This window comes from Prevotella sp. RM4 (assembly GCF_000701965.1).
GTDB lineage: Bacteria > Bacteroidota > Bacteroidia > Bacteroidales > Bacteroidaceae > Prevotella > Prevotella ruminicola.
The window spans coordinates 101,220-122,734 of sequence record NZ_JNKG01000011.1; the positions used below are offsets into that span (position 1 = coordinate 101,220).

The window sequence follows — 21,515 nt, forward strand, 5'->3', positions numbered from 1 at the left end:
TATGGGAAAGATTATTGGAATCGATTTAGGAACTACCAACAGCTGTGTTGCCGTATTCGAGGGTAACGAGCCTGTAGTAATTGCCAACAGCGAGGGTAAGCGTACAACACCTTCAGTAGTTGGTTTTGTTGATAACGGTGAGCGTAAGATCGGTGACCCTGCTAAGCGTCAGGCCATCACTAATCCTAAGAACACTGTTTACTCTATTAAGCGTTTCATGGGTGAGAACTGGCAGCAGACCGAGAAGGAGATTGGTCGTGTACCATATACTGTAGTTAACGAGGGTGGTTACCCACGTGTTGACATCAACGGTCGTAAGTACACTCCACAGGAGATTTCTGCTATGGTTCTGCAGAAGATGAAGAAGACTGCCGAGGACTACCTGGGTCAGGAGGTTACCGAGGCTGTTATCACAGTACCTGCTTACTTCTCTGATTCTCAGCGTCAGGCTACTAAGGAGGCTGGTCAGATTGCCGGTCTCGACGTAAAGCGTATTGTAAACGAGCCTACAGCCGCAGCTCTGGCTTACGGTGTTGACAAGGCTAACAAGGATATGAAGATTGCCGTATTCGACCTGGGTGGTGGTACATTCGATATCTCTATTCTGGAGTTCGGTGGCGGCGTATTCGAGGTACTCTCTACCAATGGTGATACTCACCTGGGTGGTGACGACTTCGACCAGGTTATCATCGACTGGCTGGTACAGGAGTTCAAGAACGACGAGGGTGCCGACCTGACTGCCGATCCTATGGCTATGCAGCGCCTGAAGGAGGCTGCCGAGAAGGCTAAGATCGAGCTGTCTTCTTCTACAAGCACCGAGATTAACCTGCCTTACATCATGCCTGTAGCAGGTGTACCTAAGCACTTGGTTAAGACTCTTACCCGTGCTAAGTTCGAGCAGCTGGCTCACGACCTCATCCAGGCTTGTCTGGCTCCATGTCAGAAGGCTATGGCCGATGCTAAGCTGAACACAGCTGATATCGACGAGGTAATCCTGGTAGGTGGTTCAAGCCGTATCCCAGCTGTTCAGACTCTGGTTAAGAACTACTTCGGTAAGGAGCCTTCAAAGGGTGTTAACCCCGACGAGGTGGTAGCCGTAGGTGCTTCAATCCAGGGTGCTATCCTGAACAAGGAAGGTGGCGTAGGCGACATCGTACTGCTCGACGTTACTCCTCTTACACTGGGTATCGAGACCATGGGTGGCGTAATGACCAAGCTGATCGAGGCTAACACCACTATCCCTTGCAAGAAGAGCGAGACATTCTCTACTGCAGCTGATAACCAGACCGAGGTAACTATCCACGTTCTGCAGGGTGAGCGTCCAATGGCTTCACAGAACAAGTCAATCGGTCAGTTCAACCTCACAGGTATCGCTCCTGCACGTCGTGGTATTCCTCAGATCGAGGTAACCTTCGATATCGATGCCAACGGTATCCTCAAGGTATCTGCTAAGGATAAGGCTACAGGTAAGGAGCAGGCCATCCGCATCGAGGCTTCATCTGGTCTGTCACAGGACGAGATCAACCGCATGAAGGCCGAGGCTGAGCAGAATGCCGAGAACGATAAGAAGGAGCGCGAGCGTATTGACAAGCTGAACCAGGCCGACTCAATGATTTTCCAGACCGAGAATCAGCTGAAGGAGCTTGGCGATAAGATCCCTGCACAGCACAAGCCAGCTATCGAGCAGGCTTTGCAGCAGCTTAAGGATGCCCACAAGGCAGGCGACGTAGCTGCTATCGACACAGCTATCGCAGCCCTGAACACTGCTTGGCAGACTGCTTCGCAGCAGATGTACCAGCAGAGCGGTGCAGCCGGTCAGCCTGGTGGCGATCAGTTCCAGGGCGGTCAGCAGCAGGCCCAGCAGGGTCCAAAGCCTGAGGACATCCAGGATGCCGACTTCGAGGAGGTAAAGTAAATAATTGATTTACTTACAACATAACCAAGAGGTGCAGATTCAACGTCTGCACCTCTTTTGTTTTATTTCTCAATCAACCAGTATGCCATATGACTACATTTCAAAAAAAAATTTCCGGCATATTGCCTACATGCCTACATAAAAACGCTCAAAAACCGCATGCATAAAGGGTTTCTGGTGTTTTCAAGCCTACATAAAGTACCACAAAAGCCTACATAAAGCCTACATAAAATCGACCGAAAAGTAGCTTTTTAGGGTACGAAAAGTAGCTTTTGGGCCTTTTGATGCTTACTTATCAGTATGCGAAAAGCTACTTTCTGCCTTGCGAAAACATACTTATTAATGTACTTGCAATATTTCTTCCTAAAGGATGCTGCAAAATTCTCTAGAGAATTTTCGGCTAAGTGGCCTACTAAATATTGCTAGATGCCTAGGTAACAAAGAAATTCTCTAGAGAATTTTATAACAGGTGTTAAGGATAAAAGTTGCTAACCAGGCAAACAATATCTGTTAGTACGTAGGTAAACGGCAAAAACATGTAGGCTGCATGTAGGCTTTATGTAGGCTTTTGTGGGGCTTTATGTAGGCTGTAATCTTTGTAACATGTTGTATAATAGGTATTTACGATAAAAATATGTAGGCATGTAGGCTAATTACATAATTTTCAATAATAATAATGCTTATTCTATAGAAAAAATATACGATAGGGCATCTAAGATTTTGGCATATATCACGCGTAATCTATCGACCATACAATGTTTTTTGTTTGCGAACACATTATTTTTGCGCAGCAGTTAACACTAATTAACCCTACACCAAGTACAACATACTTGTATTTTTCGTATATTTGCGCCAAATATATCAATGATGAATGCAATTACTAATCTAACCTATTACAATTATGACAAAAAGAACTAATTTCGGATTTATAGCAATTGTAACCACCCTTCTGGTTACGATCATGCTCTCGTCGTGTAGTCATGATAAATATCTCTACAGCGAAGAGAAAGTTGAACAGAATTATAACGAAAAGTATGCTGCAGCTTTTGAAAAAGCGTTTGGTAAGGTTGGTTCCAATGTTGACTGGGGATTCAGCAGCAAAAAAAACAACACACGCGCTCTAACCCGTGCTGCTGGCACTTATGCTTCGTATAAAGGCAACCTACAGCCTACGATCACATTCCCGACCGACTGCGATGCCAGCAATTTCTTGGATGCAGTACCTGCAGGTGTTAACCAGCTGTCACCAAATGGAGCTGGCCCGGGAACTTATTACATTAATAATGAGACCCAATCTGTTTCTACGTGGGCTGGCGCTAGCCATATCTATGTAACAGGTACCGTTGACTTATCAGATGAAGACGCATCAGTAGGTGTACCAAAATTTGCACCATCTAATAGTTCGGTAATCTATCTGATTGAAGGTTCAACCTTAAAGTTAGGCGAAATTAGTGCCATCAATTTCAATGTTGATACCATTTATATTGCTGAAGGTGCTACACTCGAAACTGCAGGTTTCCTCAAGGCTAACACCAACACAAAGGTGTATAATCATGGAACTATCAAAGCTGGTACTTTTGAAGTAAACATGGCAAGTTTCCTCTATAATGTTGGCACACTGGAAGCAGGAAGCGTAAATGCCGAAAGCAATGCTAGCCGAATTGTAAACGATGGTACCATCACTGCCACCAATGTTACTGTAAAAGCAGGTGCTGTACTGAATAACGCCGAGTGGACCGTCACTGGTACAACTAAGGTCAACTCCAACAACTCGGGATGGGTAAACAACGGTCATTGGACTACTTATGACTATGCTTACATCGGTGGAAGCGAGAACGTCATCAATAACTGTTTCCTTGAGGTGACTCACGACTTTGAGATGAATATCTCATCAGCCCAAGGCGCATTCAAGATTGATGCAGGCTGTGGTGTATTGACAGAGAACTTCTATGGCGGCAGGGATTCAAGCACAGGTGCCGTATCAGGTCCATTTAAGATTGTGATGGGTGAGAATGCCGTGTTTAAAGTTGAGAGAACAGCCCAGTTTGAATCTGGAACAACTGCTAATGAAGGCTACGGCATTTATGGAATCTCACCAACTGGATATGCAGTGTTCCAGGCAAAGGATATTGTCAGAGACGCCTATCTCGAAAGTATCAACAGTCATGGCGCTATAACCTATGGCGGCAACCTGTACATTTCGGCCGAGACACATTTTGCACAGGATAGCGGCAATAGTTTTATCTACGAGCAGGACGGTTTCAGCATTGCTGACAACATCTATGCCGCAGGCTTCAAATCGGGCAAGCCCAATATTACCATTCCCGAAACACCATGTAACCCAGGCTTTATCGGTGGCAGCACCCCACTCTACCGCGTGATTGCTGAGGACCTGTCGGCTTCAGAAGCCGGAGATTTCGACTTCAACGACGTTGTCTTCGACGTAGTGAAGGCCGAAGGCGGCAAGACCACACTGAGACTGATTTGTGCTGGCGGTGTGCTCCCGCTGAGAGTGATGGATATTGAGGTACACGGCATATTCGGCGAAACAACTCCCAACGAAAAGGGCGAATATAAGATGTATAACACGGGCGCTGGTCCGAATGTTGACCCCGTTGAGTTCGAGATTAATGGCGAGTACACCACTCCCGAGCAGATTAAGAATATCAGGATAGATGTTTCGAAGAACGGTTCGTGGATGGAGCTCCAGGCCACAAGAGGTGAAGCAGCCTGTAAGATACTGGTTGACGACACATTTGTACCAGTGCCAGAAAGAAGAAATATTGCTAATGAAAATAAGAAATTCACAGACTATGTACAAGGTACATTTGTAGATGAATTCTGGTGGAAATAAATTATGTCATTAACATGTACCTGAAAAACACGAGGGGGCTCGCCATCAAGCGAGCCCTTATTTGTTAAATAATCGTTTGGGCCGTTCATTAATAGCACTTTTCCAGCGCCTGTTTCATAAGTTTTTTGTAACTTTGCCGGCGAATTAAAAAGTTTAATAATTGATAATCAGACAATGAATAGAACCATCACAAAAGCCAACCCGCAGCAGGTTGACGACATCATGAACGTCATCGCTGCAGCCAAAAAGATTATGCGGCAATCGGGCAACATGCACCAATGGGCCGACAATTACCCCTCAACAGATGTGATTCTGCACGACATAGAGATTGGTGGCGGCTATGTGGTAGAAGACGATGGCACCATCGTGGCCTATTTCGCCTTTCTACCCAGTCCAGATCCAACTTACGCCAAAATCTACGAGGGCAACTGGATAGAGGACACTCTACCCTATCACGTAGTGCACCGCATTGCCAGTTACCCTGATGCCCACGGTGTTTTTAAGAGCATCATGGACTTCTGCTTTGCCCACGACAGCAACATCCGCATCGACACCCATCGCGACAATCAAATTATGCAGCACGTCATTCTCAAAGAAGGCTTTACCTACTGCGGTATCATCTACCTACTTTCAGGCGACGAACGTCTGGCTTATCAGAAAACGAAATAAATACAAAGAATATGGATACAAAACGAATTCTAAGCTATCTGAAGCAGTTGATGGCAAATAACAACCGTGATTGGTTTTGGGAGCATAAGGCTGAGTACGATGCTGTAAGGGCAGATTTCGAAGCTGGAATTGAAATGGCAATTAACAGGATTGCAAGTTTTGACCCCTCGATTGCACATCTTACAGTAAAGGATTGCACGTATCGTTTTAATCGCGACACACGTTTCTCACCCGATAAGTCGCCCTACAAGAACCACTTTGGCGGCTATATTGCAGCTCATGGCAAGAAGGCTCTGCATGGCGGATACTACCTGCACCTGGAGCCAGGACATTGTATGGTGGCGTGTGGTAACTATTGGTTGCCAACCAATATACTCACATCGTGCCGCAATGAGATGATGGGCAACACAGCAGAGTGGCTGAAGTGCGTAGAGAACAAAGAATTCAAGAAATACTACGGTAGCCTTGTAGCCAGTAGTTTCTCAACACCTACAGATGTATCGAGCTGGGACCAGCCCCAGGGCTTTGGACTGGAGAAACTAAAGAAATGCCCAGTGGGATTCCCCAAAGACTGGCCCTACGTAGAGTATCTGCGCATGAAGGATTACTGTTGCTGGCATCAGGTGCCAGACGACTTTTATGAAGGCGAAAAATGGCTCGACGAAATTGAACGCATGTTCAAAGCCGCCAAGCCAATGATGGATTTCATGAACTCGGTAATCGACGATTACGAGTAGTCCCTTACTCGTAATGACGAATCCTTACATCGATACCTGTTCCTTCAAGCTGAGCAGGTATCGAACTCAGGTCGGTTTGTCCGTAGTGATAAGGGAACAGCACCTTGGGTTTGATAACCTTTGCTGCACGTACCAACTGATCGGGCGTCATCGTATAAGGCTGGTTACAAGGCAGGAAAGCAATGTCGATATCCTTAATCTGTGCCATCTCTGGGATATCCTCGGTATCGCCGGCAATATAGATACGCAAGCCATCGATGGTAAGGATATAGCCATTATCGCGCCCCTTGGGGTGGAACTGCTCGCGACCAGCCGTAGAGTTATACGCAGGCACAGCCTCAACGCTAACATCGGCAAACTGCAGTTTGTCGCCGTTCACCATCACCTTACCTGAACCATACCTATTGGCACAGCGCTTATTCATCACCAGCTGCGTTTTGTCAGCCGATAATGTTTTAAGTGCAGCAGCATCGTAATGGTCGGCATGCTCATGGGTTACAAAGATGTAATCGGCCTTAGGCATGGCTGCATAGTTGATAGAACGATTGCCCAGCTTTGATACAGGATCAATCTGTATCTCCTTGCCATCGTACTGAATACGGATACACGAGTGCATCAGCGCATGTAACTTAACGGTTTTTCCACTCGCGGTGGTAAACTCATCTACCTCGTAAGGTGACTGGCCACAGGCTGTGTTGAGACCTAAAACGGCCATTAGCAATAAAAATAGTTTCTTCATACCTTATTAATATATAGAACTGGGGCAAAAATACGATAAATATACGAAAGTTCCAAACCAAATAAATAAAATATACACTTTTGATGGTACTTTCTTGGTTGATTCAAAAAAATACCTTAACTTTGTGCCCGTAAAGTACATATAATCAACGACAAGAAACAGACATGATTTGGAATGAAACAATGGAGTGTATGGATCGCGAACAGCTTCGCGAAATCCAGAGTCAACGCCTAGTAAAAATGGCAGAGTATGTATATTACAACACCCCCTTCTACCGTAAGAAGTTTCAGGAGATGGGGTTGGAACCAGGCGATATCAAGAGTATCGACGACATTACCAAACTGCCTTTTACTAATAAGCTCGACCTCCGCGACAACTATCCCTTCGGACTGGCTGCCGTGCCCATGAGTCAGATTGTCAGAATCCACGCCTCATCGGGAACAACCGGTAAACCAGTTGTAGTACTTTACACCCGCAAAGACCTTGCTATGTGGAGCGAAGCCATCAGTCGTGCCTTTACCGCCTATGGTGCAGGTAAGGACGATATCTTCCAGGTAGCTTACGGCTATGGCCTGTTTACTGGAGGTCTTGGCGCTCACGACGGAGCCACCAATATCGGCGCATCGGTAATCCCCATCTCTTCAGGTAACACCCAGAAGCAGATGACTCTGATGCACGACTTTGGCACCACCATTCTGTGCTGTACCCCCAGCTACGCCATGTTCCTGGGCGAGGCCATGAAAGAGTGCCCATGGAGCCGCGACGAGTTTAAGCTGAAAGTGGGCGTGTTTGGTGCAGAGCCTTGGACCGAGAAGATGCGTAAGAAACTGGAAGAGAGTCTGGGTATTAAAGCTTACGATATCTACGGACTGAGCGAGATTGCCGGTCCTGGCGTAGGCTACGAGTGCGAGCACCAGTGCGGCACCCACCTGAACGAGGACCTGTTCTATCCAGAGATTCTGGACCCAAAGACAGGCGAGCCTCTACCAGAAGGTCAGTTCGGTGAGCTGACATTCACCCACCTTACTAAAGAGGGTATGCCATTGCTCCGCTATCGCACCCACGACCTGACAGCCCTGCACTACGACAAGTGTAAGTGCGGACGTACCTTGGTACGTATGGACCGCATCCTAGGCCGTTGCGATGATATGCTGATTATCCGTGGCGTGAACGTATTCCCATCGCAGATTGAGGATGTCATCCTGAAGCTGCCTGAGTACGAGCCTCACTTCCTGCTCACAGTAGACCGCGTGAACAATACCGATACCTCAGAGTTGAAGGTTGAGGTGAAGGAGGAGTACTTTACCGACGATATGGCCACGATGGTTGGTTTGCAGAAGAAGCTGGAAGGCGAGCTGCGTAGCGTGATCGGACTGGGCTTCAAGGTTAAGTTGGTTGAGCCAAAGGGCATTGAGCGCTCGGAGGGCAAGGCCAAGCGTGTGATTGACAAACGTAACATCTAAAAATACAATCGTAATTATGAAGACTAAGCAACTATCAATTTTCCTTGAGAACAAGTCAGGCCGTCTGACTGAGGTGACCGAGGTGCTTGGTGCAGCAGGCATCAACCTTTCGGCCATGAGTATTGCCGATAACAGCGACTTTGGTATTCTGCGCTGCATTGTTTCCGATCCCGACAAAGCCTATCAGGTTCTGAAAGAGGCACACTTTGCCGTGAAGATTACTGATGTGATCGGATTTGTATGCCCCAACACCAGCGGTTCGCTGGCCATCGTACTGAAGCACCTCTCACAGAACGGTATTTTCATCGAGTACATGTATTCGTTTGCTAATGGCGATGTGGCCACAGTGGTAATCCGCCCCACCGATTTGGATGCCTGCGAGAAGATACTTTCAGACAAAAAAGTGGAGTTGATGGCCGCAAACGACCTCTATCAGCTATAAATTTACAAGAAACTGCAAGATTTTCGCCTGAAAATTTTGCAGTTTCATTTTTTCTTTGTACCTTTGCACCCGCAAACAAGAAACAAGGGCGTTTAGCTCAGCTGGTTTAGAGCATCTGCCTTACAAGCAGAGGGTCGGCGGTTCGAATCCGTCAACGCCCACAACACAAAAAATCCGCTTTCCGCAGCCGATGAGGTTGCGGTTTTGGGTTAAAGAAGGATATTGAACGTTTAGAAATTATCGATAATTACAGGAATTAATTTAAAACATGGATTTAAGTTTATTGACAGCCATCTCGCCTATTGATGGCCGTTACAGAAGTAAGACCGAACCATTGGCAGAATACTTTTCAGAGTATGCCTTGATACGTTACAGGGTACGCGTTGAAATAGAGTATTTTATTGCCTTGTGTGAATTGCCATTACCTCAACTTCAGGGTATCAACCACTCAACATTCGATCAACTTCGTGACATCTACCGTAATTTCACACCCGCTAATGCACAGCGTGTGAAAGACATTGAGTCGATTACTAACCACGACGTAAAAGCCGTAGAGTACTTTATCAAGGAGCAGCTCGACGCCATGGGCGGTTTCGAGAGCTACAAGGAATTCATCCACTTCGGTCTCACATCGCAGGACATTAACAACACCAGCGTTCCCCTTTCTATCAAGGAGGCTCTGGAGCAGGTTTACTATCCTATGGTGGAGGAGCTGATTGAGCAACTGCACGATTATGCCGAGCAGTGGAAGAACATCCCTATGCTGGCCAAGACCCACGGACAGCCTGCATCGCCAACCCGCTTGGGTAAGGAGGTGATGGTGTACGTGTACCGTCTGGAAGAGCAGCTGCGCGGTTTGAAGGCTACCCCTATCACTGCCAAGTTCGGTGGTGCTACCGGTAACTACAACGCTCACCACGTGGCTTATCCACAGTACGACTGGCGTGAGTTTGGTAACACATTCGTAAGCGAAAAGTTAGGATTGGAGCGCGAGCAGTACACCACTCAGATTTCGAACTACGACTGGTTGGGTGCTATCTTTGATGCTATGCGTCGTATCAACACCATCGTTATCGACTTGGATCGCGACTTCTGGATGTACATCTCTATGGACTACTTCAAGCAGAAGATCAAGAAGGGCGAGGTTGGTTCGAGTGCTATGCCACATAAGGTGAACCCCATCGACTACGAGAACTCTGAGGGTAACCTGGGTATTGCCAACGCCATTCTGCAGTTCCTGGCAGCAAAGCTGCCCGTAAGCCGTTTGCAGCGCGACCTGACCGACTCTACCGTTCTGCGTAACGTAGGTGTACCTATGGGTCATGCTGTGATTGCTTTCCAGAGCACACTGAAGGGTTTGCGCAAGCTCATTCTGAACGAGGAGAAGCTGCAGGAGGATCTCGACAACACTTGGGCAGTAGTAGCCGAGGCTATCCAGACTATTCTGCGTCGTGAGGCCTACCCCAACCCATACGAGACCCTGAAGGCGCTGACTCGTACCAACGAGAAGCTGACTGGCGAAAAGATCAAGAATTTCATTGAAACACTCGAGGTGAGTGAGGATGTAAAAGAAGAACTTCGTGCCATTACCCCATCAACCTATACAGGCATTTAATTACACATTAGTATATTTATAGAATTTAGTTACATTTTAAAGAATAACAAGTCATGGATTTCGAAAACAACGAGAAAAAACAGGAAGAGACTGCACAGGACGGATATCAGAAGGAGTATCGTCCAGGTCGTTCACCACGTCCACGCATTCATACCGCTGCACGCCCAGTATATGAGCGTCCCAGCTATCGCAATAACAACGACGAAGGCGAGTTCCGCCCAGAGGGATTCGGTGCAGGTTTGCAGAGCAATGCACCTCAGCGTCCTCAGGGAGGCTATCGTCCACGTAACAACTACAATAACGATGGTGGCTACGGTCAGCAGCGTCAGGGTGGTTACGGCCAGCGCCCACAGGGTGGCTACGGTCGTCCTCAGCAGGGCGGTTACGGTCGTCCTCAGCAGGGCGGTTACGGCCAGCGTCCACAGGGTGGCGGTTATGGCCAGCGTCCTCAGCAGGGTGGCTACGGTCGTCCTCAGCAGGGTGGGTACGGTCGTCCCCAGCAGGGTGGCTACGGTCGTCCTCAGCAGGGTGGCTACGGTCGTCCTCAGCAGGGTGGCTATGGCAAGCCTTACGGAGCAGCTCCTTATAAGAAGGGTCCACGTCAGCGCACAGCCGACTACGATCCAAATGCAAAGTACTCAATGAAGAAGCGCATCGAGTACAAGGAGATTAACTACGATCCAAACGAGCCACTGCGTTTGAACAAGTTCCTGGCTAATGCCGGTGTTTGCAGCCGTCGCGAGGCCGACGAGTTCATCCAGGCAGGTGTAGTATCGGTTAACGGCGAGATTGTAACCGAGCTGGGAACAAAGATCCTGCGTACCGATGTTGTTAAGTTCCACGATCAGCCCGTAAACATCGAGAAGAAGGTTTACGTACTGCTCAACAAGCCAAAGGACTACGTTACTACCAGCGACGATCCTCAGCAGCGTAAGACTGTAATGGACCTCGTTAAGAACGCTTGTCCTGAGCGTATCTACCCCGTAGGCCGTCTCGACCGCAACACCACTGGTGTGCTGCTACTCACCAACGACGGCGATCTGGCTTCTAAGCTTACACATCCTAAGTACCTGAAGAAGAAGATTTATCACGTTTACCTCGATAAGAACGTTACCGCTCACGACCTGGCACAGATTGCCGAGGGCATCCAGCTTGAGGATGGTGAGATTAAGGCCGACGACGTTCAGTATGCACATCCTACCGATAAGAAGCAGGTTGGCATCGAGATTCACTCAGGTAAGAACCGTATCGTTCGCCGTATCTTCGAGAGCCTGGGCTACCGTGTTCAGAAGCTCGACCGCGTACAGTTCGCTGGTCTGACTAAGAAGAACTTGAAGCGTGGCGACTGGCGCTACCTGACCGAGGAGGAGGTTGACCGCCTGCGTATGGGAGCTTACGAGTAATATCTAGTAAATCTAGCAAATCTAGAATATCTAGCAAATACAAAAAGATGAAAAGAACAAAGATTATTGATGTGCTGAAGAGCACTGAATATGGCAAGGAGGTTTGCGTTAAGGGTTGGGTGCGCACGCACCGCAGCTCTAAGGCTGTAGACTTCATTGCACTCAACGACGGTTCTACCATCAAGAATGTGCAGATTGTTGTTGATCCTACTAAGTTCGACGAGCAGGTATTGAAGGATATAACCACTGGTGCCTGCATCAGCGCCGAGGGTACACTGGTTGAGAGTCAGGGTGCCGGTCAGAGCAGCGAAATCCAGGCTACTAAGCTTGAGGTTTACGGTCTGTGCGGCAACGACTACCCCATGCAGAAGAAGGGCCAGAGCTTCGAGGTAATGCGTAAGAACGCTCACATGCGTCTGCGTACCAACACTTTCGGAGCTGTGATGCGCATCCGCCACAACATGGCGATGGCTATCCACACCTACTTCCACGAGCATGGATTCTTCTACTTCCACACACCACTGATTACTGCCAGTGACTGTGAGGGAGCAGGCAACATGTTCCAGGTAACTACCAAGAACCTGTACGACCTGAAGAAGGACGAGAACGGCAAGATTATCTACGACGATGATTTCTTCGGAGAGCAGACTTCGCTGACTGTATCTGGTCAGCTGGAGGGTGAGCTGGGTGCTACCGCACTGGGTTCTATCTACACCTTCGGTCCTACTTTCCGTGCAGAGAACAGTAACACACCTCGCCACCTGGCTGAGTTCTGGATGGTTGAGCCTGAGGTTGCTTTCTTGGATCAGGAAGAGCTGATGGATCTTGAAGAGGACTTCATCAAGTACTGCGTACGCTGGGCTCTCGATAACTGTAAGGACGACCTCGAGTTCCTGAACAAGATGATCGATAAGACTCTGATCGAGCGCCTGGAGGGTGTACTCAAGGAAACCTTCGTTCGCTTGCCTTACACTGAGGGTATCAATATCCTGCAGGAGGCTATCAAGAACGGCAAGAAGTTCGAGTTCCCATGCAACTGGGGCGACGACCTTGCCAGCGAGCATGAGCGCTACCTGGTTGAAGAGCACTTCAAGAAGCCTGTTATCATGACCGACTACCCACGTGCATTCAAGTCGTTCTATATGAAGCAGAACCAGGACACTGCCGATGGCGGTTCAGTAGGTTATAAGGGTGCTGTTGCCCCTGGTCCTACCATGCAGGGTACCGATGTACTCTTCCCACAGATTGGTGAGATTATCGGTGGTAGTGTTCGTGAGGAGAGCTACGATAAGTTGATGGGCGAGATTAATCGCCGCGAGATGGACCAGACCCACCTCTGGTGGTATATCGACACCCGCAAGTGGGGTTCATGCCCACACGCCGGTTTCGGTCTTGGTTTCGAGCGTCTCATCCTGTTCGTAACAGGTATGCAGAACATCCGCGACGTGATCCCCTTCCCACGTACTCCGAAATCAGCAGAGTTCTAAACATAAAAAAGCCTCGCCAATCGGCGAGGTTTTTTATTGCTTTTACTTTACTAAGCGAATGCCATCAGGTTCGATAGTGATGAGGCGACGCTTATAGAGATCGCCAATAGCTTTCTTATAGGCCTTCTTTGATACCTGGAAGCGATCATAAATCAACTCGGCAGGCGATTTATCTCCCAGATTGCAGAATCCATCATTCTCGTACAGATAGCGTAGCAGTGTCTCAGCAAAGTCCAGCGTTTGCTGTCTGCCTGTCTGCTGCAGAACGATATCAATCTTGCCATCCTGACGCACATGATCCACATAGGCCTTGAGTTTCATACCACTGTGCAGAGGCTGGAAAATCTGATTCTCGAATATCAGGCCCTGGAACTTATTGTTCACAATCACCTTGAAGCCCAGATCGGTCTTCTGCCACACTAAAATATCCACCTCGGCACCATGCTGCAACGATGGCAGATCGGTAATAATAGGTGTAGTGAGATATTTCTCTACCTTGGCCGTAGCCATCAGGCGATAGCTGTCTTCATCTACCTTAATATATACGATATGACGCTGACCTTGCTCCATACGTTTTTTCTGCTCACGGAAGGGGCAGAAGATATCTTTCATCAGCCCCCAGTTAAGGAATGCGCCAAACTGGTTAACCCATGCCACCTCTAAACTTACAAACTCGCCCACCTTGGCATAAGGTGTCTCTGTTGTAGCCACAGGTCGCTCTTCCTGGTCGAGGTAGATAAACACCGTAACCTCGTTACCAATTTTCATATCGTTTGTAACATAACGCTGGGGAAGCAGAATTTCGCCTTCCTCGCCACCGTCGAGATAAAGTCCGAAGTCGACTGACTTCACGATTTTCAAGGTATTGTAATCTCCTAATTTTATCATATTTCCTCTGTTATTTCAATGTTTTCCATAGGTAATATCAGTCCATCCTTAAGATGAATAGTTCTATCTGTAATCGAAGCAAGTCCCTCATCGTGGGTAACAATCACAAAAGTCTGTCCGAACTGATCACGAAGATCGAAGAACAACTGATGCAACTCTTCCTTATTCTTTGTGTCGAGCGAGCCAGAAGGCTCATCGGCAAGAATCACTGCAGGATTGTTTACCAGCGCACGAGCCACAGCCACACGCTGTTTCTCACCACCAGAGAGTTCGTTGGGTTTGTGGGTAGCACGATCGGCCAGTCCCATAAACTCAAGCAGTTCTTTGGCACGCAGCTTAGCCTTACTCTGCGATGTGCCAGCTATATAAGCGGGAATCATGATATTCTCGATAGCAGTAAACTCGGGCAACAGCTGATGGAACTGGAACACAAATCCCAGATGGCGGTTGCGGAAATCGGCAAGATGCTTGGATGAGAGCGTGGTTGTGTCGATTCCATCAACCACAACACTACCAGTATCAGGACGGTCGAGTGTGCCGATAATCTGCAGCAACGTGGTTTTACCTGCACCGCTGGGACCTACAATGCTTACCACCTCGCCCTTGTCGATATGGAGGTCGATGCCCTTCAGTACCTGTAACGAGCCAAAGCTCTTGGTTATATTCTTTATATCAATCATCTCTAATCTTTAATGTTTTATTTTTAATGTTTAATCTTCCTCTCGTGTATCCAGCGCAGAATAGTATCATAGATACTCTTCTCCTCGTGGTGCTGTGCCTCAGTAAAGCTCATGCGCTCGTCCTTAGTATCACCATGCTGGTCGGGGAAGATTATCATGAGGTTCTTACCCGAGAAGTGCTTCTGCAACTCATCAGGCAATCGCTCTAACGCTGTTTTGTATGAGATGGTACCCTTACGGGCTGTAACTACCACAAACAGATGGTCGTCGGCAATACCCGCAGCCAACTGAGGCAACTCGTTCCAATGAGCCATATAGGTGTACTCGGCACGCACATTGGGATGGCGGTTGTTGATATACTCCTTGATGAGCATCAGACTCTCGTTGCGACCATGGAACTGGATACGGCAGTCCAACTGACCAGCCAACCTACTCAACCTTTCGAGCCAACGATGGAAACCTGGCTCAAACTCGGCTCGTGAAGGTACTGCCACACGAATACGACGCAACGTGGTCATAGGCTGAACGAAACGTACCAGCAGAATTTGGCGGTTCAAGCCATTATACAAACTCTGGATAAACTCTCCCCAGAACCTGGGGTTGATATCGGTATGAACGTGCATACCCATCACAATCTCAGAGCAACCAAACTCACGGAAAGCGTGCTTAATACCATTGGCGATATTGGTAGCCAAGCGCACCTGCGTTTGCACCTTTACCTCGCTGGCGCTGGCCGTATGCTGCAGTTGCTCCAACAATCGGATACCCTCTTCGCGAGCAGCATTGCTACGCTCATCATCGTAAACCACATTCAGCGCCACCAAATCGCGATTCAGACGCTGGTTACGCATGAACATCGACATATACAGCAGATGCGGTGCAATCTCAGGATATTTCACACATAATAATATCTTCTCGTCGTCATCCTTAGGCACATCGCCCTGCAGATGGGTCTTCTCCTGAATGATAATCTTCTTGGCAGCATGCTCGGTCATCATGGTACTGATGATACAGGTAAACAATATCATCATAATGATACCATTCAGCATGTCGTCGCTCACCAGGTATTCGCCAGGAGCCACCTCTAAACGGATGCCCACCATCACCATAGCGATGGCACCAGCCGCATGGGCCGATGTAAGACCAAACATCATGTGTCCATCAGCCTTTGACAAGCGGAACAACAGACTGCAGATATAGGCAGCCACAGCCTTGCCAAATGTTCCGAAGAACACGATAAGCAGCACAATCCATACCATCTGCATGCTAGAGAACAGCGTACCCAGATTGATGAGCATACCCACACCAATCAGGAAATAGGGGATGAACAATGCGTTACCGATAAACTCGATGCGGTTCATCAGTGGCGACACACGTGGAATATATCTGTTTAATATCAGTCCCGAGTAGAACGCGCCAAACACACCCTCGATACCAATGAGCGACGAGAGTGCCGCACTGAGAAACATCACCGCCATAACGAAGGTGTACTGCATCACGGCATCACTGTATCGGCGCAGGAAATAACGCGTAAGCTTAGGTATCAGCACCACGCTACCCACACAGAAGGCGGCAAACTTAACCGCAAACAGCACCCAGAACCACCAACCACTATCTTTGCTGAACGAGCCCGAGATAGCAGCCAGCATCACCAGCGCCATAAACAGTGATATCATCGACGAGCCCACACTGAGGGCCACGCTCTGGTGCTTCTGCAAACCATATCGACCAACAATAGGATAAGCAATCAAGGTATTTGACGCCATGATACAGCCCAACAGGAACGAAGCCGATGACGAATAGTCAAGGATGGTTACCGACATGACATAGGTAAGTATCAGCGGTACAAAGCACGTCAGCAGTCCGAACAACAGGAATCGACGCGAATGTTTCTTCACACCTTCCATGTCCATCTCCAGTCCGGCCAGAAACATAATATAGTAGAGACCTACCCTACCAAAAAGTTCGAACGAGTTGTCGCGGACCAGAATATTAAAACCATATTGACCGATGGCGATACCCGCCAGAACCATGCCAATGATATGCGGAATTCTAAGTTTACTCATCACGATAGGAGCAAACAGAATGATCATCAGCACCACAAAAAAGATAAAAGTTGGGTCTGTAATCGGTAAATATGATAATAATAATGTCATTTTGGCTACAAAGGTACTCATTTTTTTGGTAAAATGAAAAAAAAAACATAATTTTGCGGCCAAATTGTAACCATTTAAAGGATTATCAAGATGAAAGTAGCAATTGTAGGTGCGAGTGGAGCCGTAGGACAAGAGTTTCTGCGCATCCTCGCTGAGAGAAATTTCCCAATTGACGAACTGGTACTGTTTGGCTCAGAGCGCAGTGCCGGAACGAAGTACAATTTTAAAGGTAAGGAGATTGAGGTTAAACTGCTTCAGCACAACGACGATTTTAAGGATGTCGACATCGCCTTCACTTCAGCAGGTGCAGGCACATCGAAGGAGTTTGCCGAGACTATCACAAAGTATGGTGCTGTAATGATTGATAACTCGAGTGCATTCCGTATGGACGACGATGTACCCTTGGTAGTGCCCGAGTGCAACGCCGAGGACGCCCTGAACCGTCCTCGTGGAATCATCGCCAACCCTAACTGCACCACTATCATGATGGTAGTTGTTCTCCAGCCTCTAGAAAAGCTCTCTCATATAAAACGCATCCATGTTGCTTCATATCAGAGTGCTTCAGGTGCCGGTGCCGCTGCCATGGCCGAACTGCAGCAGCAGTACAAAGAGATGGTAGAGGATGGTGAGGTTAAGACCGTAAAGAAGTTCGCCCACCAGCTGGCTTATAACGTTATCCCTCAGATTGACGTGTTCCAGCCAAATGGCTACACCAAGGAGGAGATGAAGATGTTTAACGAGACACGTAAGATTATGCATACCGATGCTAAGTGCTCGGCCATGTGTGTACGTGTTAGCTCACTGCGCTCTCACTCAGAGAGTGTTTGGATTGAGACCGAGCGCCCCATCAGCGTAGAGGAGGCTCAGAAGGCTATCGCCGCTGCTCCCGGCTGTACACTGAAGGACGATCCCGCTACACTTACCTACCCCATGCCTCTGGAAACTGCCGGCAAGGACGATGTTTACGTAGGTCGTGTACGTAAGGACCTGAGCGACGAAAACGGTCTGACCTTCTGGCTCAGTGGCGACCAGATACGTAAGGGTGCTGCCCTTAATGCTGTTCAGATTGCAGAGTACTTAGTTAAGGTTGGAAATGTTAAGTAAGTTCTTATACAGGGCAGCTATGGTGGCTGCCCTGGTATTTTTGACCGCTTGCGGTGGTGGTGACGATGATGGACGCCGACTGGGCGAAATGATTGTCGGCACTTGGCAACGCGGTTGGGGCGAAGGTGATGTTGTGATTGATGGCGACACCGACTTAGGCCCCGATAACTTTACGTACGATCAGTTTGTTTTCCGTGGTGATGGCAATTACAACGGCATGGTGCGCAAAGGTACTTTTACCGCCTACGACACAGAAGGTATGGTGATTTACGAAGGCGACTATCAGTGCGACAACAATAACCTGAAACTTACATACGTTGACGATGGCGGAGCCAAGCGCTCGCTCCTAGCACAGGTGGTTTCGTTTACCGACAGTTCTGTGCTTATCAGGTACGACTACGAACAAAAAGGCATAACCGTTACTTTCATTATTCGCAAACTATCAAACGAAACTAACGGTTATTCGTCATCTTCAGTTACATCGCGGTAATAGAAATCCTGATAGTATTCTATCTCGCTATTGGCTGAGAAATACCCCAAACAGCCACCAGTAAAGTTATCAATAGGATTGGTAGCCGTGCTCGACATCTGCTGCATAGAGTACAGATAGTCGTAAGCACGCTGATCGATGGCACGTATAACAATATGCAGTTCGTCGCCATCCTGTAGAACGTCATTATCGTGCTGACCATCACGGAAGAAGGTAAACAGCTGCTGCAGTTCCTTGTTCGGATTCTTATCATCCTTCATCACCGCCCAACGATAACCTAAACCATTACGATAAATATGCATAAAATACCAGTTACTCTCGTTAGGTATGTCCTGCAGGCGCAAGTCACCAAACAAGTAACGCTCCGTCAGCATCTTCTTCCACACCAGTTTAAACTCGTTCATCTTAGGGGTGCGCTGCATGGTAGAAGTTGACGTAAAATGGTGTCCTTCAACCTCAACATCCAACTTATAAACAGTGCCGGCAATACCAGCAAACTTTGAACGGTAGTAGCCATTGCGTACGAAGGGGATGGTAGCAGTGGTACCATCGTCGGCCGTCATTGTAACGGTAGCGTTGTTCACATCACTGCCAGTAGCATTATCTTCCATCGCATTGGTGGTGCTCACACGTATCTCCGTACCATCATTGTTAATAGTACCTTCAACCACATAGCGTGTATCGTGACTATGATAGTCGATGCTGATTTCCTTTGTACACGACATCAGCCCTAATATACCTATTATATATAGTAATCTACGCATAGCTTTCAGAAATTAATATTAAACGATACCGATGGTACAATGCCGAACAACGAATACTGCTTGGCCTTGGTGCCTGCACCATACTCACCATCCTCAAAGTTAATGAGGAAGGGGTTGTAGCGGTTATACAGATTGTAGATACCGAACACCAGCTGATGGGTGCGATTTCTGTATTTCTTGCTCCACACTGCACTTACATCCAGATGATGCGAGGCTGGTGCGCGATAACCATTACGCTCGGTGTAGTAATATATCCAGTTGTCCTCAATCATATACTTTCCACTGGGGGCTGTGAAAGCCTGACCACTGTTATATACCCACGAGGCACTCAGGTTCCAACGCTTATTCAGGTGATACATAGCCACGATGTTGATGTCATGACGGCGATCGTTGTTAGCATCGTACCAGCGTCCCTGATTAATACCATCAATCTTGGTTTTCGACCACGACAGCGTGTAGCCAATCCATCCCGTCAGTCTGCCGTTGTTCTTTCGGGCACTCAGCTCTATACCGTAGCCCTTGCCCTTACCCGCCAGCATCAAGCGCTCAATTTCTATCTCACTGGCAAACGATTTGCCATCGCGATAGTCTAACACATTATTAATATGACGATAGTAAACCTCGGCCGAGAAGTCGTAATCCTGATTGGGCGTCATCATAAACAAGCCTGCACTCACTTGGTCGGCCACCTCGGGCTTAACAATGTTACTGCTCATGGTGTAACGGTCGAAGGGTGTTGCAGTGCTCTGGTTGCGTAAGGCATGCACATTCTGCGAAGTACGGGTGTAACCGAACTTAAGAGAGGCAACAGGTGATAGTTGATAGTTAACAGAGAGTCGGGGCTCAAGCACTGTGTGGGTTTTAACTATCTGGTTCTTACCATAGTTGTAGTACCAAGCTATGTCGCCATTATCTTCCAGATCGTAATACAACGAACCACCCAAAGGCGAGAAGGCACTCACACGCAGACCGGCCGAAACATCAAGTTTTTTGGTGATGGGCACCATCAGGTTCAGCCAAAATGCATTATCCCAGGCACGGCGCTGTTCCTTCTCGTGCAACGACACCTGTTTCCACTCGGCCGACTTCACATTAAGCAAAGCCGTTTGCAAACCAGCATCTAGCCTATTATTTCCCAGATTGGCATGGAAATCCTGTCGGAAACCTGTCTGACGGATATGACCAGAGAACCAGATATTCATACCCAGAAAATCAATACCATTATCCGTCTGATAGCCGCTGTAGTAAGCCGTCGACTGAGCATAGGCATTACTACCAAAATGGTGCAACCACTTTAAACTGGTTGAAAGGTTGTTCCAACGGATGTCAACCATATCCTCAAGTGCCGTACGGTCGTGACCTGTAAAGAAACTCAGAAACAGTTGGTTGTTCTCGTTAATGGTCCAGTCAGCCTTGGCGTTGATATCGTAGAAATACAAAGTATTACCTTTAAAATCGGGCGATAGTTTCAGAAACATGTCCATATACGAACGGCGTGCCGTAACTAAAAAGGCGGCCTTATTCTTCACAATCGGGCCTTCGATGGTACCCTTTGCTGAAAGGAGTCCGATACTGGCGCCACCGTGGTACTCGCTCTTGTTACCTGTTTTTCCGATAATATCAAGCACCGCACTCGAGGCGCCACCGTACTGTGCTGGCAGCAAACCTTTATAGAGCGTAGCCGACACAAGTGCATCGCTATTAAAGGCCGAAAACAATCCAGCCAGGTGCCCCACATTATATACAGGAGCAATATCAACCAGTATCTGGTTTTGGGCTGATGTACCACCTCGCACCTGGAAACTGCTAGATGCATCACTCTCGCTCTTTACACCTGTAAGCAGCTGCATAGAGCGCATAATATCATGTTCGCCAAACAGTTGCGGCGAGTTAGTAAGGTCCTTCAGTTGCACCTGCTCAGCACCAGTCTGTATCTGACGCAGACGCTGGCGAGCCGAGTTCGACTTCACCACCACCTCATCAAGCTGTTCCTGTCGCAGGGTATCGGGTGTTATAGGCATGGCAACAAGTGCCGTAAGTAGTAATGTTGATAGAAACATGTTGCAAAGTTAATAGATTTTTTTGGAAACTCCAAAAAAAATATCTATC

17 protein-coding genes and 1 tRNA gene are annotated in these 21,515 nt (G+C 47.9%); 12 read left to right on the top strand and 6 right to left on the bottom strand.

The features are described 5' to 3' along the window. The first annotated feature begins 1 nt into the window (after nucleotide 1). The 4 genes from dnaK (at nucleotide 2) to T499_RS0110985 (ending at nucleotide 6,175) form a co-directional block, all read left to right on the top strand. Nucleotides 2-1,915 carry a molecular chaperone DnaK gene (gene dnaK / locus T499_RS0110970; RefSeq protein ID WP_033151012.1) on the top strand — a complete coding sequence of 638 codons (1,914 nt, stop codon included), beginning with the start codon at nucleotides 2-4 and terminating at the stop codon, nucleotides 1,913-1,915. A 901-nt stretch (nucleotides 1,916-2,816) separates the two neighbouring features. Beyond that, the gene (locus tag T499_RS14305; RefSeq protein WP_157054599.1) at nucleotides 2,817-4,769 is read left to right on the top strand and encodes a hypothetical protein; all 1,953 of its coding nucleotides are present in this window, start codon (nucleotides 2,817-2,819) and stop codon (nucleotides 4,767-4,769) included. A gap of 174 nt (nucleotides 4,770-4,943) precedes the next feature. Beyond that, complete coding sequence (locus tag T499_RS0110980) at nucleotides 4,944-5,438, top strand: GNAT family acetyltransferase (RefSeq protein WP_033151013.1); 495 nt, start codon at nucleotides 4,944-4,946, stop codon at nucleotides 5,436-5,438. A gap of 11 nt (nucleotides 5,439-5,449) precedes the next feature. Beyond that, nucleotides 5,450-6,175, top strand: a complete 726-nt coding sequence (locus T499_RS0110985) for a DUF2461 domain-containing protein (protein WP_033151014.1) — start codon at nucleotides 5,450-5,452, stop codon at nucleotides 6,173-6,175. 4 nt (nucleotides 6,176-6,179) lie between these two features. Here the strand turns inward: T499_RS0110985 and T499_RS0110990 are convergent, their stop codons facing one another. Continuing rightward, nucleotides 6,180-6,914, bottom strand: a complete 735-nt coding sequence (locus T499_RS0110990; RefSeq protein ID WP_033151015.1) for an MBL fold metallo-hydrolase — start codon at nucleotides 6,912-6,914, stop codon at nucleotides 6,180-6,182. Nucleotides 6,915-7,078: 164 nt separating this feature from the next. Here T499_RS0110990 and T499_RS0110995 point away from each other — a divergent pair, with 164 nt between their 5' ends. The 6 genes from T499_RS0110995 to asnS all read left to right on the top strand — a co-directional run bounded on the left by T499_RS0110995 (nucleotide 7,079) and on the right by asnS (nucleotide 13,324). Then, the gene (locus T499_RS0110995) at nucleotides 7,079-8,377 is read left to right on the top strand and encodes a phenylacetate--CoA ligase family protein (protein WP_013064721.1); all 1,299 of its coding nucleotides are present in this window, start codon (nucleotides 7,079-7,081) and stop codon (nucleotides 8,375-8,377) included. A gap of 16 nt (nucleotides 8,378-8,393) precedes the next feature. Next, on the top strand, nucleotides 8,394-8,819 hold the full coding sequence (locus tag T499_RS0111000; RefSeq protein WP_033151016.1) for an ACT domain-containing protein: 426 nt from the start codon (nucleotides 8,394-8,396) through the stop codon (nucleotides 8,817-8,819). 86 nt (nucleotides 8,820-8,905) lie between these two features. Next, nucleotides 8,906-8,980: transfer RNA gene (locus T499_RS0111005), tRNA-Val, on the top strand. A 107-nt stretch (nucleotides 8,981-9,087) separates the two neighbouring features. Further along, nucleotides 9,088-10,434, top strand: a complete 1,347-nt coding sequence (gene purB, locus T499_RS0111010) for an adenylosuccinate lyase (RefSeq protein ID WP_013063464.1) — start codon at nucleotides 9,088-9,090, stop codon at nucleotides 10,432-10,434. Nucleotides 10,435-10,487: 53 nt separating this feature from the next. Beyond that, complete coding sequence (locus tag T499_RS0111015; protein WP_013064086.1) at nucleotides 10,488-11,837, top strand: pseudouridine synthase; 1,350 nt, start codon at nucleotides 10,488-10,490, stop codon at nucleotides 11,835-11,837. 47 nt (nucleotides 11,838-11,884) lie between these two features. After that, nucleotides 11,885-13,324, top strand: a complete 1,440-nt coding sequence (asnS, locus tag T499_RS0111020) for an asparagine--tRNA ligase (protein ID WP_013064884.1) — start codon at nucleotides 11,885-11,887, stop codon at nucleotides 13,322-13,324. Between the two features lie 42 nt (nucleotides 13,325-13,366). Here asnS and T499_RS0111025 read toward each other — a convergent pair whose 3' ends face one another. Genes T499_RS0111025 through T499_RS0111035 form a run of 3 tightly spaced genes read right to left on the bottom strand, consistent with a single transcriptional unit; the run spans nucleotide 13,367 to nucleotide 17,048 of the window. After that, nucleotides 13,367-14,212 (bottom strand): CvfB family protein, encoded by an 846-nt coding sequence (locus T499_RS0111025; RefSeq protein ID WP_033151017.1) that lies wholly within the window; start codon nucleotides 14,210-14,212, stop codon nucleotides 13,367-13,369. Then, on the bottom strand, nucleotides 14,209-14,892 hold the full coding sequence (locus T499_RS0111030; protein ID WP_033151018.1) for an ABC transporter ATP-binding protein: 684 nt from the start codon (nucleotides 14,890-14,892) through the stop codon (nucleotides 14,209-14,211). Before T499_RS0111030 ends, T499_RS0111025 begins: the two co-directional genes overlap by 4 nt. A gap of 23 nt (nucleotides 14,893-14,915) precedes the next feature. Continuing rightward, the gene (locus T499_RS0111035) at nucleotides 14,916-17,048 is read right to left on the bottom strand and encodes a cation:proton antiporter (protein ID WP_033151062.1); all 2,133 of its coding nucleotides are present in this window, start codon (nucleotides 17,046-17,048) and stop codon (nucleotides 14,916-14,918) included. Nucleotides 17,049-17,138: 90 nt separating this feature from the next. Here T499_RS0111035 and T499_RS0111040 point away from each other — a divergent pair, with 90 nt between their 5' ends. Further along, complete coding sequence (locus T499_RS0111040) at nucleotides 17,139-18,152, top strand: aspartate-semialdehyde dehydrogenase (protein ID WP_033151019.1); 1,014 nt, start codon at nucleotides 17,139-17,141, stop codon at nucleotides 18,150-18,152. After that, the gene (locus T499_RS0111045) at nucleotides 18,142-18,642 is read left to right on the top strand and encodes a lipocalin family protein (protein ID WP_013064298.1); all 501 of its coding nucleotides are present in this window, start codon (nucleotides 18,142-18,144) and stop codon (nucleotides 18,640-18,642) included. Before T499_RS0111040 ends, T499_RS0111045 begins: the two co-directional genes overlap by 11 nt. Here the strand turns inward: T499_RS0111045 and T499_RS0111050 are convergent. Beyond that, nucleotides 18,612-19,406 carry a DUF4249 family protein gene (locus T499_RS0111050; RefSeq protein ID WP_080517152.1) on the bottom strand — a complete coding sequence of 265 codons (795 nt, stop codon included), beginning with the start codon at nucleotides 19,404-19,406 and terminating at the stop codon, nucleotides 18,612-18,614. The genes T499_RS0111045 and T499_RS0111050 overlap by 31 nt on opposite strands. Nucleotides 19,407-19,411: 5 nt before the next feature. Continuing rightward, entirely contained in the window at nucleotides 19,412-21,466 is a 2,055-nt protein-coding gene (locus T499_RS0111055) for a TonB-dependent receptor plug domain-containing protein (protein ID WP_033151021.1), read from the bottom strand. Between the last annotated feature and the right edge of the window lie 49 nt (nucleotides 21,467-21,515).